Annotated in this window: 11 protein-coding genes and 1 tRNA gene; 8 read left to right on the forward strand and 4 right to left on the reverse strand. The window is 61.8% G+C overall.

Annotation, left to right across the window (positions count from 1 at the left end; translation table 11 throughout):
* Positions 1-18 precede the first annotated feature (18 nt).
* Together P7C00_RS27010 and pobA are read right to left on the reverse strand one after the other, a co-directional pair.
* Complete coding sequence (locus P7C00_RS27010) at positions 19-2,073, reverse strand: TonB-dependent receptor domain-containing protein (RefSeq protein ID WP_404937646.1); 2,055 nt, start codon at positions 2,071-2,073, stop codon at positions 19-21.
* 188 nt (positions 2,074-2,261) lie between these two features.
* Positions 2,262-3,449: a 4-hydroxybenzoate 3-monooxygenase gene (gene pobA / locus P7C00_RS27015; RefSeq protein WP_404937647.1), complete on the reverse strand. Its 1,188-nt coding sequence runs from the start codon at positions 3,447-3,449 to the stop codon at positions 2,262-2,264.
* 191 nt (positions 3,450-3,640) lie between these two features.
* Here pobA and P7C00_RS27020 point away from each other — a divergent pair, with 191 nt between their 5' ends.
* A complete protein-coding gene (locus P7C00_RS27020) occupies positions 3,641-4,525 on the forward strand; it encodes a helix-turn-helix domain-containing protein (protein WP_404937648.1) in 885 nt (294 codons plus the stop codon).
* Positions 4,526-4,599: 74 nt separating this feature from the next.
* On the opposite strand, the gene P7C00_RS27025 is transcribed toward P7C00_RS27020, so the two are convergent.
* Both P7C00_RS27025 and P7C00_RS27030 read right to left on the reverse strand, forming a co-directional pair.
* The gene (locus tag P7C00_RS27025; RefSeq protein ID WP_346633804.1) at positions 4,600-5,817 is read right to left on the reverse strand and encodes an MFS transporter; all 1,218 of its coding nucleotides are present in this window, start codon (positions 5,815-5,817) and stop codon (positions 4,600-4,602) included.
* Positions 5,818-5,904: 87 nt separating this feature from the next.
* Positions 5,905-6,813, reverse strand: coding sequence for a LysR substrate-binding domain-containing protein (locus P7C00_RS27030; RefSeq protein ID WP_404937649.1), 909 nt, complete (start codon positions 6,811-6,813; stop codon positions 5,905-5,907).
* A gap of 227 nt (positions 6,814-7,040) precedes the next feature.
* Here P7C00_RS27030 and P7C00_RS27035 point away from each other — a divergent pair, with 227 nt between their 5' ends.
* The 7 genes from P7C00_RS27035 to P7C00_RS27065 all read left to right on the forward strand — a co-directional run bounded on the left by P7C00_RS27035 (position 7,041) and on the right by P7C00_RS27065 (position 13,674).
* A complete protein-coding gene (locus tag P7C00_RS27035) occupies positions 7,041-8,159 on the forward strand; it encodes an ABC transporter ATP-binding protein (RefSeq protein ID WP_346633802.1) in 1,119 nt (372 codons plus the stop codon).
* Positions 8,160-8,174: 15 nt separating this feature from the next.
* Positions 8,175-9,095: an ABC transporter permease gene (locus P7C00_RS27040; protein ID WP_404937650.1), complete on the forward strand. Its 921-nt coding sequence runs from the start codon at positions 8,175-8,177 to the stop codon at positions 9,093-9,095.
* A complete protein-coding gene (locus P7C00_RS27045; protein WP_025131815.1) occupies positions 9,095-9,901 on the forward strand; it encodes an ABC transporter permease subunit in 807 nt (268 codons plus the stop codon). Before P7C00_RS27040 ends, P7C00_RS27045 begins: the two co-directional genes overlap by 1 nt.
* 27 nt (positions 9,902-9,928) lie before the next feature.
* Complete coding sequence (locus tag P7C00_RS27050) at positions 9,929-10,963, forward strand: extracellular solute-binding protein (RefSeq protein ID WP_346633800.1); 1,035 nt, start codon at positions 9,929-9,931, stop codon at positions 10,961-10,963.
* Positions 10,964-11,035: 72 nt separating this feature from the next.
* Positions 11,036-12,508 carry an amidase gene (locus P7C00_RS27055; RefSeq protein ID WP_404937651.1) on the forward strand — a complete coding sequence of 491 codons (1,473 nt, stop codon included), beginning with the start codon at positions 11,036-11,038 and terminating at the stop codon, positions 12,506-12,508.
* A gap of 69 nt (positions 12,509-12,577) precedes the next feature.
* Positions 12,578-12,654 (forward strand) — tRNA-Met (locus tag P7C00_RS27060).
* A gap of 180 nt (positions 12,655-12,834) precedes the next feature.
* A complete protein-coding gene (locus P7C00_RS27065) occupies positions 12,835-13,674 on the forward strand; it encodes a 5'-nucleotidase, lipoprotein e(P4) family (RefSeq protein WP_404937652.1) in 840 nt (279 codons plus the stop codon).
* The last annotated feature ends 98 nt before the right edge of the window (positions 13,675-13,772 follow it).

Below are 13,772 nucleotides of genomic sequence, written 5' to 3' on the forward strand. Positions count from 1 at the left end.
CCGCTACATCCAGCGGCCTCAGAAGTAAGTGGTCGCCCCCGCGAAAAACGCCCGTCCGGGCACATAGAAGTTGGTCGATCCGTCCCGCAGGTCCTTGTCCATCAAGTTCTGCACCCCGCCATTCAGGGTCAGCCACTTGGTCACCGCCAGATTCGCCGTCAGGTCGTAAGTGGTGTAGGACTGCACGAAATCAGTGCCTATGCCCCGTTGCTTGCCGACGTGCTGCGCCGACAGTTCGGTACTCAAACGGTCGTTGACCTGCCAGTCCAACGCACTAAACGCCGACAGCTTGGGCGAGCTGATCAAGTCTTCGCCGGTAGACAGGTTCTTGCTTTCCAGCATGTAGGTGGCGTTGGTACGCCACGTCACGGAGTCACCCAGCGGAACCCGGGTGGTGCCTTCCCAACCACGGGTGCGGGCCTTGTCGACGTTTTCCAGCATGGTCCACCAGCGGCCCTGGTACTGGCCCAACGGACCATATTCGATCTTGTCGGTGAAGTCGGTGTGGAAGTAGGTCAGGCCGGCTTCCCAGCCGTCATGATCGAACGACACCCCCATTTCCTTGTTGGTGCTGGTTTCCGGCATCAGGTTCGGATTGCCGGCCATCCAGCAACTTCCGGTGACATAGCCCAACGGACGCAAGGAACCACAACCACGGCCACCGGATTCAGTCGCCGCTCCCGTACTGCCCTCCTTCAGGCTCGGCGCACGAAAGCCCTTGGAAACACCGCCACGCACGGTCCAGTCCGGGTGCGGGTGATAGACCACATAAGCCCGCGGACTGTTGTGGTTACCGTACTTGTCACTGTGGTCGAAACGGTTGCCCAGGGTCAGGGACAGGTTGTCCAGCAGAAACAGCTCATCTTCGATAAAGGCCGCCGAGTAATCACCCTTCAAGGTCGAGCCATTGACGGGCGTGCCCTGGTAATCCACCGGCACGGTGCCCAGGGTATTGGTGTTGGTCAGCTCCTCGCGCTTCCATTGCCCACCCAGCGTCAGGCGCTGATCCACCAGCAGCTCGAAAGGCAGATTGAGACTGCCCTCGACAATCTTCTCCTCGGAGTTGGCTTTGCCCATATCCAGGTCGTTACGGTACTTGTTCAGGTAGGCATCGAGCTTCGTGGTACCAAAGCTCCAGTCACCGGTGTGGGACAGGATGTAGCTGTCGCGAGTCAGTCGGCTGGGGCCAAAGGCGCCACCAATGGTCTCGTCCCAATCACCAAAGGTCTTCTTTGATGCCCAGGAACGTTCCACGCCATGCACCGCCTCGAAGGACAAGCTCTGTTCCTCGTTGATCTGCCAGTCCAGCAGTGCATTGAAGCTCTGGTCCTTGGAACCGCCCGCGCCGTCGTCGTACATGAAATCGCCTTGGGCATCGCGCCGCGCCTCGACCTCATCCGCAGCCCGACGCGTGACGTTGGCCCCCAGGCGCAACCCCAGGGATTCGGTCAATGGGCCCGACGCATTCACGCTGTACTGAGTGGTCTGGCCGCGATCGGAGTCCTTGGGCACGGTGATGTTGGTGCTGGCCGAACCGGTCCAGGTCCGCGAGACCTTGCGGGTGATGATGTTGATCACCCCGCCCATGGCGTCCGAGCCATAGAGTGACGACATCGGCCCACGCACGATCTCGATGCGCTCGATCATGTTCGGCGAGATCCAGTTCAGATCCTGGCGCGCCAGATCCCGGCGATAGCTCAGGTCACTGGAGCTGCCGACACGTTTGCCGTCCACCAGGATCAACGTGTATTTGTCGTCCAGGCCCCGCAACTTGATCTTCGACTGCTCGCCCACCGGGCCGAAACCACCGGTCACTCCCGGCACACGGCGCAACAGCGTATTGAGGTCATAGACTGGCTGGCGTTCGATTTCCTCACGGGTGATGACGCTGACACTGGCCGGAGCATCCTTGAGATCCGTGGCGCCGCCGGTGGCAGTGACGAAGGCGGTGTCCAGTTCCAACGGCGCCGGTTTGACCTCTTCTGAGGCCTCGCCGGCCTGCGCCAGCGGAGCCAGCAGGCCGACACCGGCGCTGAGCAGAAGCGAATTGAACAGGCAGGAGCTGACTTTCATTACAAACGATCCTTGTCGATGCAATGCACCTTGGTGGTGCATCAAGGGAGAGGGGATCGAAGTGTAATGCTAATAAATATCATTTAGAAATAGGAATGTTTCTCGACCGATACATTTCGGCCCCTGCCTGGCTGCAAACACTGCCCTGAAACCACCCCCTATGCGCAGGCGGTTCCAAGGCCGATGGTTCAGCAGATTTCTTCGTAAGGCAGGCCCACATAGTTCTCGGCAATGTTCACCAGGCCCGCGTGGGAATTGAGGAAATACTCCCGATCGGCCAGCTGCATCTTGTGGTCCCAAGCGTCCTGATGCTCGCCGAAATCGTGCAGCAGGTTAGTCATGAACCAGCTGAAACGCTCGCCCTTCCAGACCCGTCGCAAGGCCAGTTCGGAGTATTTTTCCAGCAGGTCGCGGCGCCCTTCGCGATAGACCTTGACCAGGATGCGGTACAGGTAGCACACGTCGGACGCCGCCAGGTTCAAGCCCTTGGCTCCGGTCGGCGGAACGATATGGGCCGCGTCTCCCACCAGGAACAGCTTGCCGTACTGCATCGGTTCAACCACAGAGCTGCGCAACGGCGCGATGCTTTTCTCCAGGGACGGTCCGGTGATCAGATCGTCCGCCACCTGCGCCGGCAAGCGGGCCTTGAGCTCATTCCAGAAGCGCTCATCGGACCAGTCTTCGACCTTGTCGGTCAGTGGCACTTGCAGGTAATAGCGGCTGCGGGTCAGCGAGCGCTGGCTGCACAGCACAAAGCCACGCTCATGCTGGCCATAGATCAGCTCATGGTTGACCGGCGGCGTATCGGACAACAGTCCAAGCCAGCCGAAGGGGTACTCGCGCTCGTAGTGAGTCAGCACATCCTCGGGAATACTCTTGCGCGCCACGCCATGAAAACCGTCGCAGCCGGCGATGTAGTCGCAATCGATGCGATGCAGCTGGCCGTCCTTTTCATAGGTGATGTAGGGCTGTGCGCCCTTCATGTCATGGGGCTGCACCTGATTTGCCGAGTAGATGATCGGTGCTCCGCTGGCGGCGCGCGCCTCCATCAGATCGCGAGTGACTTCGGTCTGGCCATAGACCATCACCGTCTTGCCGCCGGTCAGGGCCTTGAGGTCGATGCGCACACGCTTGCCGCCCATCAACAACTCCACCCCTTCGTGAACCAGGCCTTCGGCGTCCATGCGCTGCGCCACTCCAGCCTCGCGCAGCATGTCTACCGTGCCTTGCTCCAGCACGCCGGCGCGAATTCGGCCCAGGACGTAGTCCGGGGTCTGGCGCTCGACAATCACCGTATCGATGCCGGCCTTGTGCAGCAGTTGGCCCAGCAGAAGGCCGGAAGGTCCGGCGCCAATAATCGCAACCTGAGTTTTCATGCTGTCATCTCATTAGGGCATTCCAGTCACCGCGCAGGCGAAATCCGGAATTTATGGTTATTGTTGTACCCCTGCATTTTTGCCGACAAAAACCGTAAAAAAAGGTGATTTACCGGCGTAAAAATGCACTTTTGATAACAGCGTTCGATTATCGAGCATTCCTACGTCGCACATCCGCAGGGTCGCGCCCAATGAAAGCCAACCGCTCCAGCATCCCGGTGTTCAAGCTCTATGGTGAAAACCAGGCTTGGCCGACCCCGGACCTGCTGCACTGCGAATCCATCCCCAAGCGCAGTAGCCTGCACCATTGGGAAATCAAGCCGCACCGCCACGCCGACCTCTATCAACTGCTCTACGTGCAAGGCGGCCAGGCCCTGGTGGACGTCGAAGGACAGCGCGAGGAAGTGCGCGAGGCGGCGATCCAGGTGGTTCCGCCGTTGATGGTCCACGGTTTTCAGTTTTCCGAAAATATCGAGGGCTACGTACTGACCCTCGGAGCCCCGCTGGTGGCTCAGTTGGAAAGCCAGCTGGGCGCACCACTGGCGGTGCTGGCCGCTGCCGGCTGCTATCCGGTGGGCCGTGACCGGCGCAGCCTCAACAGCTTGTTCAAGACCCTGCTGGAGGAATACGAAGGCAGCGCCTCGGCACGGGACCTGTTGCTGCATTCGCTGGTCAACGTACTGCTGGTGTGGATCAGTCGTCGCCGCCAGCAGAACGTAGCGCCGAGCAATCGCAGCGAGCGCAATCAACAGCTGCTGGGGCACTTCATCAAGCTGGTGGAGCAGCACTACCAGGAGCACCCCACCGTGGAATCCCTGGCCCACCGCATCGGCCTGTCCAGCGTGCACCTTAATACCTTGTGCCGGGAACTGGCCGGACAGACCGCACTGCAGATCCTCCACCAACGCCTGATGCTGGAGGCCAAGCGCAGTTTGATCTACACCAACATCAGCATCAGCCAGCTCTCGGACAACCTCGGCTTCAGCGACCCCACCTACTTCTCCCGCTTCTTCAAGCGCCTCAGCGGCCAATCGCCCAACGCTTTCCGCCAGGGCGCCGGCTCACAGGACGGCTAAAGCACTCCGAAATGCAAAACGCCCGAGGCCAAAGCCTCGGGCGTTTTTGCATCAACCACTCACACAGGCGGCTTTCAGGCTTTCCTGGTGCGCGGCAGGAAAATTGCCAGCACCCCGAACAACGGCAGGAACGAGCACAGGTAGTACACGTATTCGATACCATGGATGTCCGCCAGGTGCCCCAGCAGCGCCGCGCCGATCCCGCCAAAACCGAACATCAGGCCGAAGAATACCCCGGCGATCATGCCGACATTGCCCGGCACCAGTTCCTGGGCGTAGACCACGATAGCGGAGAACGCCGAGGCCAGGATAAAGCCGATCACCACGCTGAGGACGCTGGTCCAGAACAAGTCGACATGGGGCAGCAACAGGGTGAACGGCGCCACCCCGAGGATCGAGAACCAGATCACTGCCTTGCGCCCGATCTTGTCGCCAATCGGCCCGCCGAAGAAAGTCCCCGCCGCCACAGCTCCCAAGAACAGGAACAGATGCAATTGCGAGCTGGCCACCGACAGGTCGAATTTCTCGATCAGGTAGAAGGTGAAGTAGCTGGTGAAGCTGGCCATGTAGAAATACTTGGAGAACACCAGCAGCCCAAGGACCACCAGGGCGCTAATCACCCGGTTCCTCGACAGGCCATGGGTCGCCGCCTGGCCCTGCTTGAGTTTGTACAGGCGCAGATGGTTGGCGTACCAACGGCTGATGGCGTAGAGCACCACCAGGGCAAACAGCGCAAACAGGCCGAACCAGGCCACATTGCCCTGGCCGTAGGGAATGATGATGGCCGCGGCCAGCAAGGGGCCGAAGGCGGTGCCGGCATTGCCGCCGACCTGAAAGCTCGACTGGGCCAGGCCATAGCGCCCGCCCGAGGCCAGCCGCGCGACCCGCGAAGCCTCCGGATGGAAGGTCGAGGAGCCAATGCCGATCAATGCAGCCGCCAGCAGGATCAAGGGAAAGCTGCCGACCTGAGACATCATCATGATGCCGATCAGGGTGCAGATCATTCCCGCCGGCAGCAGGAACGGCAGGGGCCGCCGATCGGTGTAAAAACCCACCCAGGGCTGCAGCAGGGAGGCGGTAAGCTGGAACGTCAGGGTAATCAGGCCGACCTGGGTGAAGGTCAGGCCGTAGTTGTCCTTGAGCATCGGGTAGATCGCCGGCAACACCGCCTGGATCAGGTCGTTGATCAAGTGCGCCAGGGCCACCGCGCCAATGATGCGCAGGACCAGTGGGCTGCTTTGCGAAGCGGGAGATGCTGTCGCTGCGACGCTCGGGGAGTTGCTGCTAGCCATAGAATTTTCCGTACAACGGGTGGGTGCACAGGGGCAGGTGCGTCAATGTGCCATTTTTTAGTGCGCCCGCGCCATCCCATTAGCTTGCTAACGACCCACTATCCGCGCCTCGGGGAAATCCGCTTCAAGCTCGGCCTTGAGCCATTGGATGAACCACTCGACGTCCTCCGACCACTCAGTGGCCGGGGTCAGCACTCGGTAGCTTTCCAGCTTCACCTGATCCTCCAGCACCCGTACCAGCGTGCCGGCCTTGAGTTCCTCGCGCACCAGCACTTCATTGGCCAGGGCAATGCCGCCACCGCTTTCAGCCACCGACAGGGCATGATCGTTGTTCACATAGATCAGGTCGGACGTGAGGTGGATATCCAGGCCATTGGCGGCAAACCACAGGTTCCACCACTCACCGTCATCAAAATGGATCAGCTCGTGACGGGCCAGATCCGCCGGGCCCTTGATCGGCTCGATTCCGGCCAGGTAAGCCGGGGTGCAGATCGGAAACACCCGAGGGCAGATCAGACCGACCCGGGACTCGGCATATTGCCCGTCCAGGCCATAGGCGATGCCCAAGTCGGCGCTCTTGGCGTCGACGTCGGTGAAGGTGGAGTTCGGCTCGATGGCGAACTTCAAACCCGGACGCACATGCCGCAGCGCCTCCAGGCGCGGAGTCAGCCAGCGCTTGGCGAACCCCGGCACCACCATGATCCGCAACCAGCGCTCGGCGGCCTTGGGCTGCGCCTCGCGTCCGGCCTCGATGATCAGTTGCAAGGCGGCGGCGATCTTGCGGTGGTACTTCTCCCCTGCCGGCGTCAGGGTCACCCCACGGGAGGTGCGCTCGAACAACTGCACGCCAAGCCAGTCCTCCAGCAACTTCACATGACGGCCAATGGCGGGCTGGGTCACGTGCAGCGCCCTGGACGCTTCGACATAGCTGCCCAGACGCGCCGCGGCATCAAAAGCCCGCACCGCATTCAATGGCGGCAAACGCTGTTCGGCCATGGTTCTGCACGCTCTCTGCTATTAAATTTTTTAACAGCCGGTATGTTAAAATTGATGTTTCGCCCCTGCAACCCCTCACTGATAATCAGCCCCAGCAGAACAATAAAAACTCCCTGAGAAGCCTGGAAAAACAGGCTCCTCAGACACCCGAACACATCTCGATCCTGCCCAAGAAAAACAATATCCATGGCCTGCACGGCAGCTCATGGGGGAATCGGAGGTAAGGCATGAATGCTCTGCATTCGCTGCAAACACTGGCGGTGTCCATCCGCTCGGTGCGCAAGGTTTACGGCGATCCACACAGCGGCCCGGTGGCCCTGAAGAACATCGACCTGAATATCCGCGACAACGAATTCTTCACCCTCCTGGGGCCCTCCGGCTGCGGCAAGACCACCCTCTTACGGATGATCGCCGGGTTCGAATTCCCGACCCAGGGCGAGATCCTCCTTTATGGCGAGAACATCGCCGACCGTCCGCCCTTCGAGCGTCCGGTGAACACCGTGTTCCAGCACTACGCCCTGTTCCCCCACATGACCCTGGCCGAGAACCTGGCCTTTGGCCTGGAATCCCGGCCCATGGGCCAGGTACTGAGCAAGGCGCAGATCGCCGAGCGGGTGCGCGAGATGCTGGCCCTGGTACAGATGGAACGCTTCGCCGGGCGCAAGCCCAACCAGTTGTCCGGCGGCCAGCAACAACGCATCGCCCTGGCCCGGGCCCTGGCGCCCCATCCCAAAGTGCTGTTGCTGGACGAACCGCTGTCGGCCCTGGACCTCAAGCTGCGTCAGGCCATGCGCGAAGAACTCAAGGCGATCCAGGCCAAGACCGGCATCACCTTCATCTTCGTCACCCACGACCAGGAAGAAGCCCTGACCCTCTCCGACCGTATCGCCGTGCTCTCCGAAGGCGAAGTGCAGCAAGTCGGCCGCCCGGAAGAGATCTACGAGCAGCCGCGCAATCGCTTCGTCGCCGACTTTATCGGTGAGACCAACTTTATCCAGGCCACCGTCAGCCGCATCGAAGCAGGCCTGGCCTGGTTCAGCGGCCCCGCCGGACAAGCCTTGCCGGCGCAGCCCTGCAAAGAGGTGCAAGTGGGCCAGCAAGTGACGCTGTCGGTACGCCCCGAGCGCCTGCACTTGTGCAGCGCTGCCACTGACGGCGCCTTGCCCTGCCGGATCGAAACCCAGATCTACCTGGGCACCGACCTGCAGTACCAAGTCAGTCTCGGCGACGGCACACGCCTTACGGTGCGCACGCCCAACAGCGTTGAGCACAACCAGCGCCTGGCCGTGGGCAGCAGTGCCGGGCTGGTGTTCGAACGCGGCAGCGCCAGCGTCCTGCTGGATTGACCACGAGGATCCGCCATGCACGCCTCATCGATTTCCCTCCATCTGGAACGGCGCAAAGCCTTGCGCAGTGTGCTCGGGGTCAGCCCGGCGCTGATTGCCATCGGCCTGTTTCTGATCGTGCCGATCCTGATCGTCATCGGTTACTCACTGATGGAAGCCAACCCCTACGGCGGGGTGAACAAGGTTTTCAGCAGCGACGCCTACACCTCACTGCTGTTCGAACGGCAGCTGGATGACAGCCTGGCCTTCGCCGACTCCTACCTGCTGATCGCCCTGCGCTCCATCGGCATTGCCGGGCTGACCACCATCATCACCCTGCTGATCGGATTTCCGGTGGCGGTGTGGCTGGCCATGCAACCGGTGCAGCGTCGGGGCCTACTGATCTTCCTGATTACCGTGCCGTTCTGGGCCAACCTGCTGATCCGCACCTACGCCTGGATCCTGCTGCTGCGCAACACCGGGGTGATCAACAACAGCCTGATGGGCCTGGGGGTCATCCACGAGCCGTTGCAACTGCTGTACACCGACGGCGCGGTGCTGCTGGGTCTGGTCTACACCTACGCGCCCTTCGTGGTACTGCCGATCTACGCCACCCTGGAGAAAATGGACATCCGCCTGCTGGAAGCGGCCCAGGACCTCTACGCCGGACGCTGGCGCACCTTGCGCAAAGTGGTGCTGCCAATCGCCAAACCGGGGATTTTCGCCGGCGCGATCCTGACCTTCGTGCCCTGCCTGGGGGCGATGATCGCTCCGGAACTGCTGGGCGGCGGCACTCGGATGATGCTCGGCAACCTGATCTTCCGCCAGTTCAGCGACGCCCGTAACTGGCCCTTCGGCGCGGCCCTGTCCCTGGTGCTGATGGCCGCGGTGATGCTGGTGCTGACCGTCTACGCCCTGCGCGCCCAGCGCCAGAAAACCCTTCAGGAAGGTGCATGATGATCAGCCTGTTCAAACGCAACGGCCTCGGCGTCCAGGACTTTCCCGGCTTCGGCGGTTTCAGCTTCCTGTTCTACCTGTACCTCTACGCGCCGATCCTGGTGCTGGTGGTGTTCTCCTTCAACGCCAACCAGTCGGCCACGGTGTGGAGCGGCTTCAGCCTCGACTGGTACCGCGCGGCGTTCGCCAACCAGGCCCTGCGCCAGGCGGCGGGCAACAGCCTGCTGATCGCCGTGTGCGCCAGCATGGCGGCCACCGCCATCGCCACCCTGGCGGCTCTGGGCACCTCACGCGGGGCGAAGTTCAAGGGCCTGCAACTGTCCATGGGCGCCATCATGCTGCCCCTGGTGCTGCCGGAAATCGTAGTCGGTGTGGCCACCCTGGCGCTGTTCTCCACGCTGGGGCTGTCCCTGGGCTACGGCAACCTGATCATCGCCCACACGGTGTTCTGCATCCCCTTCGCCTACCTGCCGATCCGCGCCCGCCTCAACGACATGGACCTGTCCCTGGAGCATGCGGCGGCGGACCTGTACGCAGGCCCCTGGCGCACCTTCCGCAAGGTGACCCTGCCGCTGCTGATGCCGGGGATCGTCTCCGGGCTGATGCTGGCCTTCATCGTCTCCCTGGACAACTTCGTGATCTCGATGATGGTGTCCCAGGCTGGCACCACCACCCTGCCGATCTTCATCTTCGGCCTGTTGCGCATGGGCGTGACACCCGACGTCAACGCCGTGTCGACGCTGATCCTCGGCGTCTCGGTGCTGTTCGTCAGCCTCTCTTATCTGCTGAGCAAGAAACACGCTTGAACCTTCCACTGACCTTGGGGAAATGACATGAGCAAGTTGATCGCAAGCCTGGGTACCTCGTTGTTGCTGAGCCTGCCACTGGCCGTGCAGGCCGCCGAGAAACTCAACGTCGTGAGCTGGAGCGGCTACTTTTCGCCGGAAATTCTCGCCAAGTTCCAGAAGCAGACCGGTATCGAGGTCACGGTGGACTCCTACGATTCCAACGAAACCCTGCTGGCCAAGCTTAAACAGGGCGGCACCGGCTATGACGTGGCGATCCCGTCCCACCAGTTCATCCCGATCCTGATCAAGGAGCAGTTGCTGGAACGCTTCGACCCGGCCAAGCAGTCCTATTACGCCAGCGTGGTCGACAACCTGAAGCAGCCCACCTGGGACCCGGAAGGCGCCTACTCGGTGCCCTTCATCTGGGGTACCACCAGCGTGGTGCTCAACGGCGAACGCTACACAGGCCCGAGCGACAGCTACAAGGTGCTCTACGAGCCGCCGGCAGAGCTGCAAGGACGGATCAACATGTTCGACTCGGTGAGCGAAGTGATCGACATGGCCAGCCTGTACCTGAACATCCCGCTGTGCAGCGAGGACCCCAAGCAGATGCAGCAGATCCTTGGCCTGCTCAAGGCGCAGAAGCCCTTCGTCAAGACCTACAGCTCCAAGGCCGGGGCGATCCGCGAGAACCTGGCGGCCGGGGAAATCGACATGTCGATGTTCTGGGGCGGCTCGTCGATGCGTGCCCGGGAGATGAAGCCCGGCCTGAAGTACCTCTATCCGAAAGAAGGTGTGCTGGCCTGGGTGGACAACATGGTCATCCCCAAGGGCAGCAAGAATCCGGCGAACGCCAAGGCCTTCATCGCCTTCCTCAGCCAACCTGAGAACGCCGCCATGACCCAGAACTTTCTCAAGCACCAGAGCCCGATCAAGGGCGTCGAACCCTTCCTCGACGCCGGGTTGAAGGATGCCCCCGAGCTGCACATTCCCGAGGGCACCAAGGTGGTCTTCAGCCAGACCTGCGGCGAAGGCGCGATCCGCCTCGCCGACCGTCTGTGGACCAACCTGATGCGCTGAGCTGCGTCGACTTCTGTCGCCCCGGCCTGGATGCCGGGGCGTTTCTAAAGCCGTTTGAAAGGCCCTCCTGCCATGATCGCCACCCCCCCCAGCGAACTGGTCCTGCTCCAGGCCCATGAACTCGCCGAGCGTATCCGCCTGCGTCAGGTTTCCTGCCGGGAAGTAATGCAGACCTACCTTGCCCACATCGAAAGCTACAACCCCAAGGTCAATGCCCTGGTCAGCCTGCAACCGGCCGACAGCCTGCTGGCCCAGGCCGAGCAGCGCGATGCTGAACTGGCCCGTGGCGAATATCGCGGCTGGATGCACGGCCTGCCCCACGCGATCAAGGATCTGTCCCTGACTCAAGGCATCCGCACCACCCTGGGTTCGCCGCTGTACCGGGATTTCATCCCCGAGCGCGACGGCATCATGGTGGAACGAATCAAGGCCGCCGGTGCGATCCTGATCGGCAAGAGCAACACCCCGGAGTTCGGCCTCGGCTCCCAGACTTACAACTCGCTGTTCGGCGCCACCGGCTGTGCCTATGACCCGAGCAAGACCGCCGGCGGCAGCAGTGGTGGCGCCGCCGCGGCCCTGGCCTTGCACCTGGTGCCGGTGGCCGACGGCAGCGACATGATGGGCTCGCTGCGCAACCCCGCGGCCTTCAACAACATCTTCGGCTTCCGACCGTCCCAGGGCCGGGTGCCCTTCGACGACAGCAGCGATCTGTTCATCGACCAGCTCGGCTACGAAGGGCCCATGGCCCGCAGCGTGCGCGACGCGGCCCTGCTGCTGTCGGTACAGGCCGGCGGCGATGCCCGGGCGCCGCTGTCCATCGCCGAATCCGGCCAGGGCTTCGCTGCCCCACTGGAGCGCGACTTCAAAGGCACGCGCCTGGGTTGGCTGGGGGACTTCAACGGTTACCTGCCGATGGAAAAAGGAGTAATGGAGCTCTGCGAAAAGGCCTTGGGCGATTTCCGCAGCCTGGGCTGCAGCGTTGAACCGGCCAGCCCCGACTTCGCCCCCGAGCGCCTGTGGAGCAGCTGGCGCACCCTGCGCCACTGGATGGTCGCCGGGTCCCTGGGCAGCACCTATGCCGATCCACAGAAGCGCACACAGCTCAAGGACGAGGCCATATGGGAAGTGGAGAACGGACTCAAGCTCTCCGCCTGTCAGGTATTCGAAGCCTCGGTGATTCGTAGCGACTGGTACCGCGCCATCTCCCGGCTGTTCGAACGCTTCGATTACCTGCTGCTGCCCAGCGCCCAGGTCTTCCCTTTCGACAAGAACAGCCCCTGGCCGCGCAGCATCGAAGGCGTGACCATGGACACCTACCACCGCTGGATGGAGGTGGTGATTCCCGGCACCTTGTCCGGCTGCCCAGTGGCCAGCGTCCAGGCCGGCTTCAATGCCAGCGGCCTGCCCATGGGCTTGCAGATCATCGGCAAGCACCAGGCCGACTTCGCCGTCCTGCAACTGGCATACGCCTACGAACAGGCCAGCCGCTGGTTCCAGCGCTGCCCGTCGCCGCTGATTTTCGGGGGGGAAGGGATAAACGGTTGATAGCGTAGATAATTTTTTTATAAAAACGCTTGACGCATTGTCGTTCTGCGCGAATAATGCGCGCCACTTGGCTACATAGCTCAGTTGGTTAGAGCATAGCATTCATAATGCTGGGGTCCGGGGTTCAAGTCCCTGTGTAGCCACCAAGTACTAAAAACGGCTTACCGCAAGGTAGGCCGTTTTTTTATGCCTGCAGAAAAGTGCCGGAGATTACGCCGCATTGATCCACAAACGCGACACCTGCATTGAGCCCCCGCCCGGGGTGAGATAGAACACCGGGGCAGTGTTTGTGAGAGCTGCGCAATCCTCACTTCAAGGGCTCGATAATGACAATAAAAAACCACAGGACTTCAGTCGCCCCCTGGCTGTTCTCGCTCCTGGCAATCACCTGTACTCCAGCCTTCGCCGAACAGGCCCCTACCCCGCCCTCCAACCTGCTGACCGCCGCCGTCGCCTGGAAACAGACCGCCGCCGAATTCGAGGCGCTGTACTATCAGGGCTTCAACATCGCCCGCCTGCAACTGGATCGCGCCCTGCAAGAACACAAGGCCGGCGACCGGCCGCTGGCGATCATCAGCGACGTTGACGACACGGTGCTCAGCAGCAACAGCTACTGGGGCTACATGATCAATTCGGGCAAAGAGTTCTTCGATGACGAGGCCTGGGACAAGTGGGTCGCCGACAATGGCCCGGTAGCCACCCCAGGCGCTGTGGAATTCCTCAAGTACGCGCAATCCAAGGGCGTCGAGGTGTTCTACGTCACCAGCCGCGATCAAGGGGAAAAAACCTACGAATACGCCCTGGCCAACCTGCGCAAGAACCAGCTGCCCTATGCCGACGAGCAGCACCTGACGGTGTATCGCGACAGCTCCAACAAGGAACCGCGGCAGCAGGAAATCGCCAAGGAGCACAACGTGGTACTGATGCTGGGCGACAACCTCAACGACTTCAAACGCAAGTACTACGTGGCCGACGTCAAGCAACGCAACAGCCTGATGACCGAGGACAAGGAACAGTTCGGGCGCAAGTTCATCCTCTTCCCCAACCCCACCGACGGCCATTGGCTGAAGGCGATCTTCGGTGATTCCGAACCGCCGGCCACCCCGGAAAACCGCGCCAAGTTCAAGGCGGCGGCCGCGTCAACGGCCTGGCAGGACAAGCCCTGACAGGACTTGGCAGACTGTGCGCAGCGCTGGCCCGCAATGGCCAGTGTTGCGCGCGCCCTGGGACGTCATAAACCGCCAGCCCCTGTATTCAGGGACCA

Source organism: Pseudomonas sp. JDS08PS003, assembly GCF_045013505.1.
GTDB classification, from domain to species: Bacteria; Pseudomonadota; Gammaproteobacteria; order Pseudomonadales; family Pseudomonadaceae; genus Aquipseudomonas; species Aquipseudomonas protegens_B.

Coding starts and splice junctions, on each gene's coding strand:
- P7C00_RS27010 (WP_404937646.1), bottom strand. CDS start 2,073: ATGAAAGTCAGCTCCTGCCTGTTCAATTCGCTTCTGCTCAGCGCCGGT.
- pobA (WP_404937647.1), bottom strand. CDS start 3,449: ATGAAAACTCAGGTTGCGATTATTGGCGCCGGACCTTCCGGCCTTCTG.
- P7C00_RS27020 (WP_404937648.1), top strand. CDS start 3,641: ATGAAAGCCAACCGCTCCAGCATCCCGGTGTTCAAGCTCTATGGTGAA.
- P7C00_RS27025 (WP_346633804.1), bottom strand. CDS start 5,817: ATGGCTAGCAGCAACTCCCCGAGCGTCGCAGCGACAGCATCTCCCGCT.
- P7C00_RS27030 (WP_404937649.1), bottom strand. CDS start 6,813: ATGGCCGAACAGCGTTTGCCGCCATTGAATGCGGTGCGGGCTTTTGAT.
- P7C00_RS27035 (WP_346633802.1), top strand. CDS start 7,041: ATGAATGCTCTGCATTCGCTGCAAACACTGGCGGTGTCCATCCGCTCG.
- P7C00_RS27040 (WP_404937650.1), top strand. CDS start 8,175: ATGCACGCCTCATCGATTTCCCTCCATCTGGAACGGCGCAAAGCCTTG.
- P7C00_RS27045 (WP_025131815.1), top strand. CDS start 9,095: ATGATCAGCCTGTTCAAACGCAACGGCCTCGGCGTCCAGGACTTTCCC.
- P7C00_RS27050 (WP_346633800.1), top strand. CDS start 9,929: ATGAGCAAGTTGATCGCAAGCCTGGGTACCTCGTTGTTGCTGAGCCTG.
- P7C00_RS27055 (WP_404937651.1), top strand. CDS start 11,036: ATGATCGCCACCCCCCCCAGCGAACTGGTCCTGCTCCAGGCCCATGAA.
- P7C00_RS27065 (WP_404937652.1), top strand. CDS start 12,835: ATGACAATAAAAAACCACAGGACTTCAGTCGCCCCCTGGCTGTTCTCG.